The sequence below is a fragment of the Paenibacillus sp. y28 genome, from assembly GCF_037137075.1.
Lineage (GTDB): Bacteria > Bacillota > Bacilli > Paenibacillales > NBRC-103111 > JBBBNV01.
Map to the genome: position 1 here is coordinate 17,454 of NZ_JBBBNV010000021.1, position 17,964 is coordinate 35,417.

General features: G+C 54.8%; 12 protein-coding genes. 6 read left to right on the top strand and 6 right to left on the bottom strand.

Annotation, left to right across the window (positions count from 1 at the left end; all coding sequences use genetic code 11):
* Nucleotides 1-51 precede the first annotated feature (51 nt).
* Both trmB and WBG83_RS16075 read right to left on the bottom strand, forming a co-directional pair.
* A complete protein-coding gene (trmB, locus tag WBG83_RS16070; RefSeq protein WP_336746204.1) occupies nucleotides 52-789 on the bottom strand; it encodes a tRNA (guanosine(46)-N7)-methyltransferase TrmB in 738 nt (245 codons plus the stop codon).
* 256 nt (nucleotides 790-1,045) lie between these two features.
* Nucleotides 1,046-1,252, bottom strand: a complete 207-nt coding sequence (locus WBG83_RS16075; RefSeq protein WP_336746205.1) for a hypothetical protein — start codon at nucleotides 1,250-1,252, stop codon at nucleotides 1,046-1,048.
* A gap of 332 nt (nucleotides 1,253-1,584) precedes the next feature.
* Here WBG83_RS16075 and WBG83_RS16080 point away from each other — a divergent pair, with 332 nt between their 5' ends.
* The 4 genes from WBG83_RS16080 to WBG83_RS16095 all read left to right on the top strand — a co-directional run bounded on the left by WBG83_RS16080 (nucleotide 1,585) and on the right by WBG83_RS16095 (nucleotide 5,359).
* Complete coding sequence (locus tag WBG83_RS16080) at nucleotides 1,585-2,550, top strand: TIGR01212 family radical SAM protein (protein WP_336746206.1); 966 nt, start codon at nucleotides 1,585-1,587, stop codon at nucleotides 2,548-2,550.
* Nucleotides 2,551-2,739: 189 nt separating this feature from the next.
* On the top strand, nucleotides 2,740-3,315 hold the full coding sequence (locus WBG83_RS16085; RefSeq protein WP_336746207.1) for a tRNA (mnm(5)s(2)U34)-methyltransferase: 576 nt from the start codon (nucleotides 2,740-2,742) through the stop codon (nucleotides 3,313-3,315).
* A 66-nt stretch (nucleotides 3,316-3,381) separates the two neighbouring features.
* On the top strand, nucleotides 3,382-4,350 hold the full coding sequence (locus WBG83_RS16090; protein ID WP_336746208.1) for a type I phosphomannose isomerase catalytic subunit: 969 nt from the start codon (nucleotides 3,382-3,384) through the stop codon (nucleotides 4,348-4,350).
* Nucleotides 4,351-4,735: 385 nt separating this feature from the next.
* The gene (locus WBG83_RS16095; RefSeq protein WP_336746209.1) at nucleotides 4,736-5,359 is read left to right on the top strand and encodes a DUF3298 and DUF4163 domain-containing protein; all 624 of its coding nucleotides are present in this window, start codon (nucleotides 4,736-4,738) and stop codon (nucleotides 5,357-5,359) included.
* Nucleotides 5,360-5,645: 286 nt separating this feature from the next.
* On the opposite strand, the gene chrA is transcribed toward WBG83_RS16095, so the two are convergent.
* Nucleotides 5,646-6,869, bottom strand: a complete 1,224-nt coding sequence (gene chrA, locus WBG83_RS16100) for a chromate efflux transporter (RefSeq protein ID WP_336746210.1) — start codon at nucleotides 6,867-6,869, stop codon at nucleotides 5,646-5,648.
* 347 nt (nucleotides 6,870-7,216) lie between these two features.
* Here chrA and WBG83_RS16105 point away from each other — a divergent pair, with 347 nt between their 5' ends.
* Together WBG83_RS16105 and WBG83_RS16110 are read left to right on the top strand one after the other, a co-directional pair.
* Entirely contained in the window at nucleotides 7,217-7,642 is a 426-nt protein-coding gene (locus tag WBG83_RS16105; RefSeq protein ID WP_336746211.1) for an SRPBCC family protein, read from the top strand.
* The gene (locus WBG83_RS16110; protein WP_336746212.1) at nucleotides 7,643-7,972 is read left to right on the top strand and encodes an ArsR/SmtB family transcription factor; all 330 of its coding nucleotides are present in this window, start codon (nucleotides 7,643-7,645) and stop codon (nucleotides 7,970-7,972) included. It begins immediately after the preceding gene.
* Between the two features lie 309 nt (nucleotides 7,973-8,281).
* Here the strand turns inward: WBG83_RS16110 and WBG83_RS16115 are convergent, their stop codons facing one another.
* The 3 genes from WBG83_RS16115 to WBG83_RS16125 all read right to left on the bottom strand — a co-directional run bounded on the left by WBG83_RS16115 (nucleotide 8,282) and on the right by WBG83_RS16125 (nucleotide 17,935).
* Nucleotides 8,282-10,057 carry a B12-binding domain-containing radical SAM protein gene (locus WBG83_RS16115; protein WP_336746213.1) on the bottom strand — a complete coding sequence of 592 codons (1,776 nt, stop codon included), beginning with the start codon at nucleotides 10,055-10,057 and terminating at the stop codon, nucleotides 8,282-8,284.
* A gap of 338 nt (nucleotides 10,058-10,395) precedes the next feature.
* On the bottom strand, nucleotides 10,396-10,686 hold the full coding sequence (locus WBG83_RS16120) for a hypothetical protein (RefSeq protein ID WP_336746214.1): 291 nt from the start codon (nucleotides 10,684-10,686) through the stop codon (nucleotides 10,396-10,398).
* A 637-nt stretch (nucleotides 10,687-11,323) separates the two neighbouring features.
* A complete protein-coding gene (locus WBG83_RS16125; RefSeq protein ID WP_336746215.1) occupies nucleotides 11,324-17,935 on the bottom strand; it encodes an S-layer homology domain-containing protein in 6,612 nt (2,203 codons plus the stop codon).
* Nucleotides 17,936-17,964: the final 29 nt, after the last annotated feature.

Here is a 17,964-nt window from a genome sequence, read left to right on the forward strand (position 1 = left end):
TATTCTGGCGGCTTTACTTTTACGTCTTTCTCAGGGCTTGAGCGCCGGTAATTACACTTCAGCGGCCGGAACCGGCTTCTTCCGTACAGCCTCCAGCTGCTGCCGGTGCGCTTCTAGCGCAGCGGGCCCGATGAGGACCTCACAGCGGTAAATCGGCATCCCGCGGGAAACGAACTTGCTTTCGTATTCGGTCATCACATTGTTCTCAGCCGGCCCTTCACGGTGCAGGTCAAGCGTGATGTTCCGCATCTGAAGCCCCATATCCGAAAACGAATTTAAGGAAAACTCAAACAGGCTGGTGGAGTCGGTTTTAAAATGAATTTGTCCCCGCTCATTCAACACGCTCCGATATTTATCGACAAAATTATAATGGGTCAGCCGGCGGCGCGCATGCTTGCTTTTAGGCCACGGATCACTGAAATTCAGATATACCCGTTCCAGCTCGTCCGGCGCAAACACATTTTCAAGCGCTTCAATATTAAAACGGGCGAGCCGCAAATTTTGGGGCTCGGTGCCGGCCTGCTCGTTCCACAGCTTGCGCGCTTTCTCCGCGCCACGGCGGATCAGCTCATCGTACATGTCCACGCCAATAAAATTGGCTTCTTCCCGGTACAGCCAGCTCATCTCGCTAATGAACTTGCCCTTGCCCATGCCCAGCTCCACATAGATCGGCTTGCCGTTGCCGAACAGCTCATGCCAGCGGCCCTTGTGCTGCTCCGGCTGCAAAATCACAAGCTCCGGCTGGCTCTCCAGCGCTTCCAATATTCCTTTTCTTCCACGTAAACGCACAGCAGCATATCTCCTCGTATCAGTCGTCTTAGTCCTCGTTCGATTATACAACTGCAGGCAGGCACAATGCCACCCCGCAGCGCAAAAAATCCCGGCAGCCTCTCGCGAAAAATGCGGGAAGCTGCCGGGACGTATATTCAGGCGGGGAATGATTCACTTCGGATAAAAAAACTTCAGGCTTAATGCTTCATGCTTAATGCTTAATGCTTAATGCTTAATGCTTAATGCTTAATGCTTAATGCTTAATGCTTAATGCTTAATGCTCCAGAACGTGGTAATCGATATTGCTGTGTTCCGGAATCAAAGTTTCCTCAACCGTGCGTCTCAGCTTCTTGCGTGCGTTCAGCACGACTTCATTTTGCTGGCCGTAGCGGGCGCCGCCGGTCAAGGCCAATGCTTCTTTCAAGGTCAATTCGACAGTAATTTTTTGTTCCCCGTTTGGTATTGTAATTTCTTTCAACATGATCATCACCTCAAAATAAGTTTTTTTACCAGTTTACCCTAGCAAAGAAAAACTATGAATACAGGTGCGACATTTTTGGGAAAGTACTGAATTTCCTTGGTTTTAATATAACATATAGTGTTAGGTATTGCAAGTGAAAACGCATAAATCCGCGCGAAATTTTTTCCAGTTTTAAATAAAAAAATGTACAAGCTTCTGCCGCCGCCCGGATGAAATAATCCTGCACAAGTGGAAGTTTCGCCCCGGATGAACTACAATAATAACAGCGTCTGATTTTGTGAAACAGGCTATCGGGAGGGCCTAGCCCCGTCCTGCGACAAGGAGTTTACGAAATGAATCTGAATCAGCACACACTCGCTGCCGAGCCCCTGCTGTGGGCGGACAAACGGTTCCACACCTGGAATTATGAAATGCGGCGGCATTTCGGCGATAAAGTGTTCAAGGTTATGCTTGATGCCGGCTTCACCTGTCCGAACCGGGACGGCAGCATTGCAACCGGGGGCTGCACCTTCTGCAGCGCCAGAGGCTCGGGCGATTTCGCCGGAAGCCGCCGGGACGATTTGGTCACCCAGTTCAACAGTGTCCGTGACCGCCAGCATCAAAAGTGGCCGAACGCCAAATACATCGGGTATTTCCAAGCCTATACGAATACGTATGCCCCTGTAGAGGAGCTGCGCGAATACTATGAAGTCATTTTGCAGCAGCCCGGCGTAGTCGGGCTGTCGATCGCCACCCGGCCGGACTGTTTGCCCGACGATGTGGTGGAATATTTGGCGGAGCTGAATGAACGCACGTATTTGTGGGTGGAAATGGGCCTGCAAACCGTGCATGAATCGACCTCGCAGCTCATCAACCGGGCCCACGACACACAGTGCTATCTTGACGCCGTCGCCAAGCTGCGCAAGCATAACATCCGCACCTGTGCCCATATTATTTACGGTCTTCCCGGCGAAACTCATGAAATGATGCTGGAGACCGGGCAGGCCGTGGCGCAAATGGATGTTCAGGGCATCAAGGTGCATCTGCTGCACCTGATGCGCAAAACACCGATGGTCAAGCAGTACGAAGCCGGGCTGCTGCGTTTTTTGGAGCAGGATGAGTACATCAAGCTTGTCGTCGATACGCTGGAGCTGCTGCCGCCAGACATGATTGTCCACCGCCTCACCGGAGATGCTCCGCGCGATCTGCTGATCGGTCCGATGTGGAGCCTGAAGAAATGGGAAGTTCTGAATGCCATTGACGCAGAGCTGAAAGCCCGGGATACGTGGCAGGGCAAATTTTGGCGCGGAACGAAATGAAAAGCATAGACGCGCATCGTGTCTGACGTACGCCAGACACGATGCAGCGCTTGATATCTTGCATGGATTCCAGAAACAGACAACTCTGCTGAACAAGCAGGCCGGCGATACCGGACAGTTCAGACAGGCGTAGGCCCTCTGACCGGTTAAGGCGGGCGGTTTGACTTTGAAGAAAGGAGCGCAGGTCACGTGGGATTCACCTCGATTCTCAGCTTTGCCCATCAGCTTGTGCAGGCCCGTGTTCAGCCCGGGGACACCGTCATCGACGCCACGGCAGGCAACGGCAACGACACCTTGTTTCTAAGCAGGCTGGTAGCCGGCTCGGGCACCGTGTACAGTGTAGATATTCAGGAAGCGGCGCTTTGGGCAACGCAGGAGCGGCTCGCCCGCGATTTCCCCGAATTTCCCGGCGTTGTTCTGATCCATGGGAGCCATGCCGATCTGCTGGCCCTGGTGCCCCCGCAGCTGCATGGCCAAATTGCCGCGGTGATGTTTAATCTGGGTTATTTGCCCGGCCAGGATCATGCCGTCATTACCCGGACGGAATCCACCATTCCCGCCCTAGAGGCAGCGCTTAAGCTGCTCCGGCCGGGCGGTGTGCTGACGATTGTCGTCTATCCCGGCCATCCGGGCGGCGATACGGAAGCGGAAGCCGTGGCCGATTGGGCCTCGTCCCTGCCGCAAAAGCAGTATCAGGCATTAAAGTATCAATTTATGAACCAGGTGAATAAACCGCCTTATGTGCTTGCCGTTGAAGTGAGATAGCTCTTCGGTTAGCCAGAGCCAGAATTGAAAGTTGAAGTTGATTTTGAAGGATGAGGAGACAGAACGATGACATTGTACCCGTTGCTTTTTAAACCGGAGATGAAGGAACGCGTATGGGGCGGCCGTAACCTGGAGCGCTTCGGGCTTGAGCTGCCCGATGGCGTTATCGGAGAGGGCTGGACGATTGCCGATCATGCCAACGGCACAAGCACCGTCGTAAACGGCGAGCTGGCCGGCTGGGGGCTGGACCGGATTCGCGGGCAGTACGGCCGCGAGGTGTTCGGAAGCAAGGGCTATTCCGAGGATGCTTCGGTCCGTTTCCCGCTGCTGGTGAAGCTGCTGGATTGCCAGGACGACCTGTCCATCCAGGTGCATCCAAGCGACGATTATGAGAAGCTGCCGGCCGGCGAGCTGGGAAAAACCGAAATGTGGTATATCCTCGACGCCAAGCCGGGCGCAACGATTATTTATGGCTTAAAGCCGGGCGTTACCCGTGAATCACTGGCCGAGGCTATGGCGGAAGACCGAATTATGGACAGCCTGCAGGAGGTCCCGGTCGAAGCCGGCGATTCCTTCTACATTCCGGCCGGTACTGTACATGCGCTGCGCGCAGGCGTTCTGGTTGCGGAAATTCAGCAAAACTCCGACACGACGTACCGGTTGTACGATTACAACCGTCCGGGTCTGGACGGCAAGCCGCGGGAGCTGCACATTGAGGACTCCCTGAACGTTACCGCCTATGAAGGCGCCGGCGCTACGATGATGAAAACGCATATCGACGGGCCGCAGCAATGGCTTCGATTGGCGGCATCGCCGTATTTTGTGACGGAAAAGGGCATTGTCGACGGAGAGTGGAAGCTCAGCACTTCCCCTGAAAGCTTCGTCATCCACATTATTTGCGAGGGCAGCGGCGAAGTCGTTTCCGGCGGCCGGCGTGTGGAGGTTAAGGCAGGCGACTGCCTGCTCATTCCAGCCAGCCTCGGCGAGTATGCGCTGGAAGGCCAAATGACGGTGCTGCGGAGCTACTTGCCGTAAGCTTCTAAACCACGCAAAGCGTAAACAGGTCCCACGGGTTGCAATATTGCGACCCGTGGGACCTGTTTGCTTGCCGTTAGAAAGCAAGAAGAAATCTTCAAATCAACTACATAAATTCAGCTTGTGGCTTGTCTATGACATGGTTCTTCTTTGGGCAGAACGCATGGAGGAATCGACAGGACGAAGCCTCTTCCGTGCTTCAGAATAAACTTGGCTGTGCCTATGAAACAAGTGTCTGCAAAGCACCGTTTAGCGCCAGTCCGCTCATACGGACTACCTGTGGCTAGAACACCCCTAAGTCCGCTCATTCCCCTTGGCCGGAGAAACCGTTTGGGCTTCGCCTGCATAGGCTAAAGCAGTAAACATACCGATAGGAGGCTGACCCATGGCAGTATTTCATCCGCCAGCCGCGATCCGGACCCAAGTCTACCGGCAGGGCAGGATTACCATTTACTATCCGCAAGTCACAGGTCTGGCGAACCGCCAAGCTGAACAGCACATCAACCGGATGATTATCGATGCGGTGCAGCAGCTGCAGCGGGAGCAGCTTCAGGTGCAGACCGGAACCCATCTGGACATGATCGGCCGCTTTGAAATCAAAACGAATGAGCGCGGGCTGCTCAGCCTGACGCTCAGCAATTACGCCTATTCGTATCCGATGGCGCACGGGAATACGGTGTTGAAGGCGCTCACGTTCGATACCGCCACCGGAAAAAGCTATGCCCTGTCCGACCTGTTCAAGCCGGGAAGCGATTATGCCGCCGTTCTGTCGGCTCAGGTCGCCCAGCAAATCAAGCAGCGTAATATTCCGACACTTGGCGATTTCAAGGGCATCCGTCCGGATCAGGGCTACTATTTGGCCGATAAGGCGCTGGTGCTTTTTTTTCCGCTGTATGAAATTACGCCTTACTATGTCGGCTTCCCGATGTTTCCCATTTCCGTGTACGATGTGCTGCCTCTCGCTGCCGACCCCGGACCGCTGAACACGCTGGCCGCCGACATTGCTTGAGTGTTGCCGATTCTTCAGCAGCACATTCGATGAACCCGTATCCGGCAGCAGGCTCTCGGCTAAAACCTTCTTCAAGCCCTTACTTCAGCAGTACATCGCCCTCATTCGAAGCTAGAAGGCGGCTCCGGGTTGCCGGAACTGGACCCGGTATCGGCAACCTGTGCCGTCAGGAGCGCATTGTCGCGCTCCTTGGAGCAGAGCAGCTATTCCGCCATTACGCAAACAGCTTGTCTCACGCGCGCGAATCCAGCTCCCGTTGCAGCAGCCGGTCGAACCTCGCCAAGCATCACACTAGCCCGAGCAATACTCCGCCCGCAGCGCCCGTTAAAACCACCAGCCAAGGCGGAGACTTCCAAAAGACCGCCATCGCAAACAAAATAACTGCAAGTACAAAATCCATCGGGCTCAGGATGGCGGAAGTCCATAGCGGGTCATACAGAGCAGCCAGCAAAATCCCAACCACCGCTGCGTTAATTCCCGTCAACGCGCCTTGAAGCCTCGGATTTTTTCTCAGCCCATTCCAAAACGGCAGCGCACCGGCAACAAGAAGAAAAGCCGGGAAGAAAATGCCTAATGTTGCAGCAGCCGCTCCCGGCACACCTCCAGCCATAGCGCCAATGTAGCTGGCAAAGGTAAATAACGGTCCGGGCACTGCTTGCGCTGCCCCGTAGCCGGTCAAGAAATCCTCCTGGCTAACCCAGCCGGTTGGAACAACCTCTCTCTCCAGCAGCGGAAGCACGACGTGCCCCCCGCCGAACACCAATGAACCGGAGCGGTAAAAGCTGTCGAACAGCGCGATCCAGCTAGCCTCCCCGTCCCCCGCTTGTCTAAGAAGCGGAAGCGCTATAAGCAGCGCAGCAAACAAGGCCAGACAACAGGCGCCAAAGGTGCGGCTGATTGCAAATGGCAGGTCCGGTGCCGCAGCTGCGGCTTTTTTCCGGTACAGCCACAAGCCGGCCAGACCGGCGGCCATAATAATAAATACTTGACTATAGACCGTATGCCACAATAACACAGCCGCAGCGGCCAGGACGGCGATTGTAACCCGTTCCCGATCGGGCGTAAGCTTTTGGCCCATTCCAAGAACAGCTTGGGCGACGATGGCGACCGCTACGATTTTCAGACCATGAATCCACCCTGCGCCCGCAAGATCAAAGCCATGAAGCAGGAAGGCAAAGGCCGCTAACGCGGCGGCGGAAGGCAGAGTGAAGCCTAGCCAGGCGATGAGTCCACCCCACAACCCCGCCCTTGCCATGCCGATTCCAATTCCAATCTGGCTGCTGGCCGGACCAGGGAGGAATTGGCAAAGGGCGACAAGATCGGCGTAGCTTTGCTCATCCATCCATTTTCGGCGGCGTATATACTCCTGATGAAAGTAACCCAGATGTGCAGCAGGTCCACCGAAAGAGGTGAGACCCAGCTTTGTAGACACAATCAGAACCTCCACAAGCTTAGAAAACGGATTTCTCGGGGCATTGTCTGATGCCCCTTGCTGCTGTTTCGCATCCATATCTGTTCATTTTCCTTTCTTTCATTCGTCAGCAGATATGCCCATTCACACATGCAGTAAGCCCGATGTTATCATTGTGCTATACCTTGGCCGGGCTGACAATCATCTTGGCTTCATAAAAGCGGATAAATTTAGTCACAGCAAGGATACACTACAAAATATGGAGATCACATGTACTACAGCTTTCGTCATTATCCGGTATATACCGGACCGGGGCTGCTGCCGGATCAATCAGGAGTGTTCATTTTTTACATATCAGGACTTCTGCATTGATTTATAACACCATAGGGTGTTATTATTAGTTTTAACACTATTAGGTGTCACAAATATTCTCAGGAGGGTTCATCATGCCATCTCAAGGAACACTGCCGGACATCCGGAAAACCATTATTCTTCAAGCTCCGATTGAAAAAGTATGGAAGGCTGTCGCCACATCGGAAGGAATTGCCGCCTGGCTGATGCCGAACACCTTCGAGCCCGTCAAGGGCCATGAATTCGTCATCCATACCGGACAATTCGGGGATTCGCCTTGCAAGGTCACTGACATCGCCCCGCCGAACCGGATTGATTTTGACTGGGGCAAGGATTGGCGCATTACGTTCGAGCTGAAAGCCGTAGAAGAAGGGAAAACAGAGTTCACTCTGATTCATGGCGGCTGGGATGCGGAGAAGATGACCGAATTCGGACAGCCGCACACCATCATCCGCGAGATTATGAACGGCGGCTGGGACGGTCTCATAAACGGGCGTCTTGCTCCATATGTCGGAGCGTAGATGACTGCCCCTGCGTTAAAGCATGATGTGTTCCAGGCTATCGCCGATCCGACCCGCCGCAAGCTGCTGACCCTGCTGGCCGATAAGCAAATGCCGATTGCCGCGATTACGGACTGCTTCCCGATTACCCGCACGGCCATTAACAAGCATCTGCATGTGCTTGCCGAGGCCGGTCTTGTCAGCCGTCAGAGGGTTGGCCGGGAAACGCGGTACATGCTCCAGCCGGAGCCTCTGGCGGAGATTAAGCAGTGGCTCGCCTTTTTTGAGCGCTATTGGGACGACAAGCTGTCTGCTTTGAAGCAACTGGTGGAGACGGATGCCGATTTGTAACAGCAAGAAATACCCGTCTGCACCGCATCGTTCAGACCGGCTGCCTGTTTTGCAGGCTTTGAAGCGGGCGGGCGAAGCTTATTCCTGACGGAGTCGTCCGCTGTTCAGCACATAATTTAAGAGGGTGTTCCCCCAGTGCTATGCTCTCCATACAGAACAGGTTTTTATTAGTTCACCTGTCTACTGTGTGGGGAGCAGTTTACTTTGGGGACACCCTCTTTTGTTCGATTCATTTTCATTGTGCGCTTGCATTTATCTGAGTAAAGCTCGACCAATAAGACATAGTAATGAGAAAGGCCGTGTTTGAGCTTATACGGTCAGCTCCTCTGCCCGCAAGCGCTCCACAGGCAGTGCATAGATATCCGCCTTCTTGTCCGTACCGGGATCGAAATGGGCAATCAGGACCGAGGAGGTCCCCTCCGTGATTTGTCCATCAGCCAAATAATGCTCCAAATCAAACGGAACCTGCTCCAGCATCACATGCTTGTGCAAATCCTTCTCCGCCAGACGCAGCCGGGCGAACGGCTCGGATACCAGCTCCGGGCGCTCCGCCAGCAGCCGCAGCATGCCGGCCTGCCCGCTTTTATCGAGGGAGATGTCCCACCACACCTTGCGCGGCTTGTACTTATGGTTGAGGAAATAATCCAGCTTCATCAGCCCCCGGATTAGATTCAACCGCTTCGTGCCGCGGTGGATGAGGAACGCCTCAAGTCGGGTGAACAGGTCCTCCAGCTGATGGCCGATACGCTGCCAGCCCCGCTCCTCCCAGTAATCGCCGAATTCCTGAAAGAAATCGAAGGCCGATGTAAATTCCTCCCGGATTAAAAAGGCCAGCGTGTGATCCATCCGGTGGGCGTTCCAGTATTTCTCCAACACGTCCTCGACGCGTTTGATACGTACAATATCCGCAAACGGCAGGATATCATTGCCCAAAATCTCATACGGCGAGTTGTCCATATACAAGTAGCCGTACTTGTGGGCATCCCGGCGCATTCCCGTCCCGCGCAGCATCTTCAGGAAGCCAAGCTGAAGCTCCTCCGGCCCAAGAGCGAACACATCGTTAAACGTATTGCGAAACGATGCGTAATCCTCCTCTGGCAGCCCGGCGATTAGATCCAAATGCTGGTCGATTTTGCCGCTTTCCTTCACCTTGGTTACAGTGCGGCTCAGTTTGGCGAAATTTTGCCGGCGCTGAATCAGTTCATTGGTTGCATCATTTGTGGACTGCACTCCGATTTCGAAACGGAATATACCCGGCGGCGCATGCTCGGATAAGTAATCCAGCACCTCCGGCCGCATAATATCCGCCGTAATCTCAAACTGGAACACACAGCCCCGGTGGTTATTAATGAGAAACTCGAATATTTCCAGCGCATAGTCCCGCTTAATATTAAAAGTCCGATCCACGAACTTAATCAGCTTTGCCCCTTGGTCAATCAAATACAGGATATCCTGCTTGGTCCGCTCAATATCGAAATAACGCACGCCGACCTCGATGCTGGACAAACAAAATTGGCAGCTGAACGGACAGCCGCGGCTCGTCTCGAAATAAACGACACGGCTGGCAAGGCTCGGCACATCCTCGGCGAACCGGTACGGCGTCGGAATCATGTTCAGGTCCAGCTTCGGCCGGGGCGGATTAATGATAACCTCCGTGCCTTTCCGGTACGCGGCGCCATAGACGAAATGATATTTCCGAGTGGTGGCCAGCTCCTGCAGCAGGTGCTTGAAGGTTTCCTCCCCTTCGCCCATGACGATGAAATCCACCTCCGGCAGCCGTTCCATCCAATAATCGGTATCGTACGACACCTCCGGCCCCCCGAGCACAATGCGAATCTCGGGCCGGATTTTTTTGAGCATGCGGATGATGTGGATCGTTTCTTCCATATTCCAGATGTAACAGGAGAAGCCGAGCACATCGGGCGCCCGTGAAAATAAATCGGACACCACGTTCATAGCCGGGTCTTTGATCGTATATTCCACAATTTCAACCGGAATTTCCGGCTCGCAGAACGCTTTCAAACAGCGCAGCGCAAGCGAGGTGTGGATGTATTTTGCGTTTAAGGTCGCGAGGACGACATTCATATCAGGCCAACTCCATTTTTCTCGGTCTACACTATTCCTATTGTACATCAAAAGTCAGCACAGACAAACCCGCTGGCATGATGAAAAACCGTGCGCCTCCCGCCGGGATAGGGAAACTGCTTGCCGCACGCATCCAGATTTTTCTACTTTGAGCCGCTAATTTTTGAAAATCCGCCTGGACGGGGACCATTTCAACGGCTCCTCCCAGTCCCGTCCCGTTGGTTCCCTTGGCAGGATCGGCTGCCAGAAGCAGCACAAAAAAAGCATCCGATCTCTTCCCAGGCTAAAGCCGGATCGAATGCTTCTTAATCTGTATGAACGGGTACACAAGAACCCAATTATTGAACCGCTGCCTGCTGCTCTGCCGCTTCCGCCCAGTCGATATCGAAGTACGGCTCGAACGCCTCTTCCGCCGGTGTAAACGGAATCACCTCGGCCTGCACCGGTGCCTTTTCCGCCAGCATTCCCAGATCGCCCGGCTCCAGCCATCGTCTCGTCTGCACAAGCATCCGCTGCTCCACTTGCCGCTTTTGCTCCAGCAAATGCTCAATACTGCCCTTTGATTCCCGGATTCGCAGCACCAGCTTCATCCGTTCCTCCATCCATTTGGCCAATTGATACAGAATCATTTGCTTTCGCTCCCTTCCTGATGAATCCATCGTACCTGACCAACCTTAAAATAAGCTTAGGGGAGCCTTAGCATCCCATGAACATTACGTGACAACTTCGTGTACATCCGGACAGCAGGTGCAGCTGTATGAGGAAAACGCTTTATTGTTACTTTTTCCACGAGCTGGGGGTTTTATACAAGCATCGGCCAGACAATTTCCGCAACCATAAAGGACAGGCCTCCGATTGAATGAGAGGTTAGTACACGCATCGATATTAGCCGCATTCGGACTGACGAACGCGTTCAGCTCCTGGCGCTTCCCGTTATCCGCTAGCCCACAGCTTGACTGGCTCCTGCCTCAATATTGAAATCCATTTCAAAAAATTTCAGTCCCACAATTCGAATTCCCCGCTTGTCCAACAGAACGGGTTGAGCTATATGGTCGACCGACCGCTGTCATGCAGCGAGACACCGCGCGCTGGAAGCTGCCCGCGGCGCGAAGAGCTTGATATCCCCCATCACAAGCACTTTCATTAAAGTCAATCAACATGCAATCAGATGCCCCCCTAAATCAAAAAAAGAGGTCCCTCCTGTCTTCTAGGACAAGAAGGAGCCCCCTTTTGCTATTGATTGCCTGGCTGGCAGGCGGGCCGTGATTAGATGAGGTCGGAAGCCTGGAGCAGCCTTTGGAGCATAGCGGCTACCTCAGCGCGGGTCATGTGCGCTGTCGGCATCAGCCTTGCATCGCTTCGGCCGGATACGATGCCGGCCTTCAGCACATCGGCAGCTGCGGTCTGCGCCCAGCCGGCTACTTCCTGACCGTCGGTGTACGAGCTCAGCAGCTCACCCGCTGTCTGTCCGGACAGCTTGGCCTTCAAGCCGGTCAGCTTCATTGCTTTGGCAATCATTGCCATACCCTGCTCACGGGTAATCCGGTCCCCCGGTCGGAACGTGCCGTCCTCAAAGCCTTCAATAAGACCATAGGCTTGAGCCGTGATCACAGCTTTGCTGTACCAATCCGAGGCTTGAACATCGCTGAACGCTGGCGTTCCGTTGTCCAGGCGAAGCCCTAAGCCGCGTACGAGAATAGCAGCAAATTCAGCGCGGGTAATATCCGCATCCGGGCTAAACACGCCTTCGCCCGTGCCGTTAATCACCATCCTGGAGCCCATGTTGTTGACAATGGCTTGTGACCAATGCCCCGCCACATCACGGAACTCGATCGGATGCCACACAATCGAATAGGTGCTGTTGGTCAGACTGTTCACCTTGGCATAATACTTGCCGTCGATGAGCGTTACCTTGGTCGGCACATGGCGTACCGTTCCGTCCGGTTCAACCACAACGCCGGTCGTAATTTTACCTGGGTCCACACCATCCGGGATCGCAATCGTGCGTTCTACAAAGGCATTGAACTTCGTCACTTCGATGACCTTCCCGTCATGAGCAGCGGTCACCGTGAATTCCAGCGAAGGCACAACCACCTCAAAGGAGCCTTGGGCGGCCGCACTCTCAACGACCTTCGCTTCAGCTTCGGACAAGGATGAAATTTCAATCTGGATTTTGATATCCGCAAGCGGGATCGATGATCCGAGCTGTGCGGAAATCGCATCAATCTGGATTTGGCCCGCTGGCAGCGTGTATCCCGCTTGAGCGGTCCGCAGCTCCAGAACGGCCTGCTTGTCTTCCATGTTCTTGATCATCTGGCCATTCAGCTCGCCGATAACGACATCAGAGCTCGTCTGGACAGGAATCGTTACCACAGCGCCTTGACCTTCGGCAGCGAGCTTATCATCCAGCTTCTTCTGATCGACGCTGATGGTCAGCACATTTTGTCCGCTGCGCTCGCTTGTAGAAGCCGTTCCCGCATTCTCCGCCTTGCCGTTGACCAGAACCTCAATCGAGCTGACGGTTCCCGATGAGCTCGATCCGGAACCCGAAGAACTTCTGGAGTCGTTGCTCGATGAATCCTTCGGCATGACGGCATTGGAGGCCTCCGAAGCGTCGCTTCTGCCCATATCATTGATTGCCTTCACGGTAAACGTGTAGCTAACGCCATTGGTCAGGCCGGTAATCGTCACCGGGCTGGCATCCGCTGAAATGACGGTCGATCCCGGCGAAATCGTAATTTCGTAGCCTGTAATCGCACTTCCGCCAGTATTCTGAGGCGCGGTGAAGGTAATGGTTGCCCGCCTGTCACCCGCTACGGCCGTTACCGCGGTCGGTGCAGACGGAACCGTAGCCGGGATTACATGGATTTCATTAGATGCCGCACTCACACCGCCGGTTCCGCCGGCTTTGACGATGAAATAGTAGGACGTTCCATTCGTCAGATTGCTGATACTATAGGTCGCGCTGGTCACTGTCGCCAGCGGCGGTTCCGAATAGCCGCCGGATACGGACGCCATATAAATATAGTAGTAGGTCGCATCGGTCACGGTGTTCCAGTTCAGTATGACCGAGTTGTCCCCCTTCACGCCAGTCAAGCCTTGCGGGTTCGCCGGCGCATTCAGCAGTTGAACCGCCTGCGTCACCGTGAACGTTACCGGTGTCAGATGATCCGCAGATACGGTTACTGTCGCAGTATAGGTCCCTGCGGACAAGCCGTCCTTGGCGCGAACCGTAAAGCTGGCAGGAGCGGCTTCTGCGCCAAGCGTAGAAGGCGGCGGGGTCAAATCAAAGGCAGATGCCCCGGTGCCGCTGAGAGCCGCCGACAGATTCGTCAGGCTGCTCGTTCCTGTGTTCGTCAACGTAATCGTCATTGTTTCCTGCGTACCGGATGCGTAGCCCACACTCAAGACCGCTGCTGTCTGATCCGCGATAGGCGCAATCCCATACGTCGGGGCCTGGCTCACAGTCACCTTCGCAGCGCGGCTGGTCGCGGTGACCGTTTGCTGGCCGGGCACTTCGGTATTCGTATTGGTCACAACCACATAATAGTACACATCGCCTGCCGCCGATGTCGGTACCGTATAGGTCGAGCCCGTGGCTCCCGCAATCAGGATGCCGCCGGTATTGCTGTCCGTGCTGCTGCTGTACCACTGGTAAGTCAGTTGGCCCGCATCACCGACGGAAGCCGTGACCGACAGTGTCACCATATCGCCTTGAACTGCTGCACGATCCTGAGGCTCAGCGCTGATGCTCGGCGTAGCCGCATCGACAGGCGCCGTCACAGTGACCGAAGCCGTCTTGGTATCTTGAGATCCGTTAACCACCTGCCACACCGTGCCGTCCCATGCCTGTTTCTCGAACGTAGCCGTAACGGTGTAGCCGCCCTCGGCAGCAGGCGTATACGTCGAAGTATAGCTGGCTCCAGAGAAGCTGAACACGCCAGATTGCCCACTTTCGCTAGACTGCCAGTTGACCGGAATATACCGCTCGTCTCCTATAACAGCCGAGTTGGCCCCTTGACGATCCCCTGTAGCGGTCAGCGTAATCGGGGAGCCTGCCTGTACCGTAGATGGCGACGCTCCGAGCGTATTATGGGCTGCATCCGCGTTCGTCGGTGTCGTCGCTGGCGCGAAGTTGGAATAGCCGTAATAGGAGCCGCCTTCCACCACGAGCCGGAACAGGTAGCTTGTTGACGCGTCCAGCCCTGTCGCCGTGGCTCCGGCAGAATCTCCAGTCAGCGTGCCGGTGACTGCGTCCTGCCAGCTGTCGCCTTCATCCTCCGAAAGCTGCAGCTTCACTGATGTCGCGCTGGCTCCCGGCTTCGGAAAGGCCACCGTCACGCTATCGTAGGTCACCGCCGTCACGCTCAGCTGCGGATCGCGGTACGTATAAGGTCTGGTATAGAACGCCATCTCCGAATACACGTTAGCCCCGTTGCCGCTGAACGTATTCTGCTTCGAGACACTGTAGCTTCCCTTGCCCGCCGTATCCGGCTGGTTCATCGCGTACGTGTTCATCGTCGTAATCGCATTCGGATTGACGCCCGGATAGTGGTTCGTCAAGCTGAGCCCGACGCTGCTGTTGGTCAGCGTATTTCCGGTTACGGATAAGGTCGTATCGTAAAACCCGACAATGCCGATTGCCGCGCTGGCATAGTTGTTATTCCTAGACGAATCAAAGCCAGCTATCGTATTGTTCTCAATAACGGTTGATCCGCCGTATAAATAAATACCGTATTCAAATCCGTCGGACAACCGCAGCCGGTCCGGATACTGCGTGCCCTTCAGCGTGTTGCCCCGGACTGTAACCATTCCTCCGCGAACGTCTATCATGTTGCGGAAGGCGTTGGACTCGTCGATCTCGCTGTCGGTGATCGTCACCTGGCTGCCGCTGCCCGGATCGGTGTGAATGGCGAACGAAAAACCTCGGTTCGGCTGGTTTCCGTCATTTTCGCCAAAGAAATCCTTCAGCTTCGAGTTGTCGAGCTCCAGTTGTCCGCCATCCTGCACGTTGATGACGGTCATAATTTTGCTGCTGCCGTTGCGCAGGGTCACATCCTTCAAAGCCAGGTTGCCTGCCGGTCCTACATCAAACACGCCATCGCCATAATAACTTAGACCGGCATCAGAGGCGGAGGTTACAGGAATACCGGCAGATACAGTCACCTCGGCCTGATTGCCGTTTACGGTCAAAGCCCGATCGATATCCACACCCGTTATCGCATAGCTTACATCAGCGATCAGGTTAATCGTAGACACGGTCGAATTGCTCAAATAAGCCTGGAGCGCCGTTGAATTCGCGGCAGTTACCTCTGATCGAACCTCCGTAGTGAAATTCCACGTCGTCTGGTCAGCAACACCGCCGTACAGCGCGCTGCCGGATACCGGCGCAAACGCGCCGCCGTCAATAAGAACATAATAGTCGCTGCCGTACAGCAGCTCAGGATCCGGATTAATGGTCACGTCCGCGCCGGAAATCGTGACTCGGTTTATATCATTCACCGGAATGGTCTCCACAATCTGATCGTCCCAGCCTTGGCGGATGGTCAAATTTTTCCCGGATACGGCTGTTACCGGCTCGGCAAAGCCAATGGACAGATTAGACGCTGCATCCACCCCGGACGCGCCGTCGGCAGGACTATAGCTGGTAGCGGACAGCATCGGTCCGGGTTGACTGCTGAAGAGGAATATATCATCGATCAGACCGCCGATGCCTGTGCCATACTGCGCCGAGCTGCCGACAAGCTGCATTTGCACCTCGTCCACCTCGTCGAATTCCGTGCCAAGCAGCAGCGTCGTTTGCGGGCCATAAGGGCTGACATACAGATCCTTCTGCGCCACCGTAGCTCCTTCCTCGAAGCCAGTGAAGCGCAGCTCGCTGTACATCCCGCTATAGGTGTCCGTAAAGCGCAGGCCCTGCAGATCAAACGCCGCTCCGTTCTGAGATCGGATGACCAGCGTGTCAGGCTTGTCCATATCCAATAAATCCGGTGAGATATACAGCGACTTGGTACTGTCCGAGTAAGTAAGCCCGTAGGAGCTGGAGCTCGATGACACCTCGATGAGCAGATTTTGCAAATTCGGCTCGCTAATCGGAACCGATTGAGCATAGTCGTTATCCGTCCCGTCCGGAGCGGTATCGAATTCAACCTTGGTAATCGTGCCCGCGCTCGGGGCCACGGCCACGGTGGCTACGGCCGAGGGGGATTCGCTCCAGGAAAGATTGCTCTCGCTATCCTCCAACGCAAACACAACCTCCCGGTCTCCGGGTTCGCTTCCGCCTGTGAAGACGACACTGCGCAGCACCTCCTGGTACTCGGCGGCCGTCGCCGTGCCTGACAGGGACAATACGCCGGTATTGGCATCGAAGCTGCCGGCTATACCATAGGCCTGCGTGTACGAGAGCGTATCGCCCGCAGAGAAGCCGCTGCTAATCCGCACCGAGGCTGAGGCAAGCGATGCAGAATCAATATCGGATACCACGGCGTTGGCCGCGATAGAGGCCGATCCGCCCGGCAGCACCGCCAGCAAATCATGAAGATTGGTGACAACCGGGGCCAGCGGGCCATCGAAGATGAAGGCCCCTTGGCCGAACGTTTCACTTAGATCATCGGTTGAGCTCAGGGCAGGGAAGCTGGAAATAGGGGTGAGCGCGTTACTCGTCGGCTCAATCCGGTAAAGCCCTTTCATGGTCGTAACGTACCGATCGCTGCCATACTCAATCACATTCGTTATCGCGATGCCCTCTTCCGTGAAATTCGTGAGGTTCGTCGCATTTCCTGTCGAATCGTAGAGATACAGATCGTTCACATAGGAATTCCCCACTCTGGCGGAAAAATAAAGCTGGTTGTCCACCACCCACATGTCGAATACATATCCGCCGCCATTCTCATCGCCGGCTTCGAATTCCGTTGTTTCGTTCCCGTTCTCATCCGTCGATATCAGCCAGTTTTTCCCGTTCCCCGGATCGGTAAAGACATTATTCGGATTTTCGCCGCTATAGAAAATCTTGTTATTGTACGCGATCATCTTGGGGATCGTGACTGAGGCATAATTGTTGATATTCGAATCGCGGTCTGTCACCTGGCTTACACTGGAGCCGTCATATTTGAAAATCTCGTTATTGTGGAGATGATTGGATCCGGGATCAAGGGTAGGCGAGGTGACTGCGAAGTAAAGTTCCCCGTTCAGAACGGTCATTGCTCCCGTAATACCGTTATACGGGCTGGACAAGGTCCAGACGTTCTCGACGGCCGATCCGGTCCACCGGACAAGATACTGATCGGTCATATAATAGATTTGGCCATTATATACCGCCACTCCTGTAGATACCGACGGTCTGTCGGCGTCGCCGCTTACCTTGGACAAGACGCTGTTCACCGTATCGTACGCATACAAGTTCATGCTGCTTTCCAAATCCGTAGCGAGAAAATACAGCGTCCCGTTCAGTTCAGCAAACCGCTGGGCATTGTCGAGCCGTTCCGAATCCAAATATTCGACGCGGGTACCGTCGAAGCTTCCAAACCTGCCGCCCCTGCTGTTATCTGCAGGCGTCAGGAGTCCGTACACCTTGCCGTTGTAGGAATACACCTGCGAGGCGAAGCCATCAAAGCCCAGTGCATTGGAATCCACCACCGTCTTCGCCGACAGGCCGGTATCCGCATTGTAACCCCCAATCGTGCCCGGGCTGTACGTCCGATCGGTTCGGATGTTCAATAACAGCGACGGGCTTGAGGAGGCGGTTGCGTGCGCTTTGCTTGTCTCCCATCCGGGCAAGCTCAGACTGGACGCGATCAAGGAGACGCTTGCCAGAACCACCGTTCCTCGTTTCAGACCGTCTCCTAACCGGGACTCCTTTGTTGATCGTGCTTTGTTCATAATTCCTCTCCTTTTTGTCTACAAATACA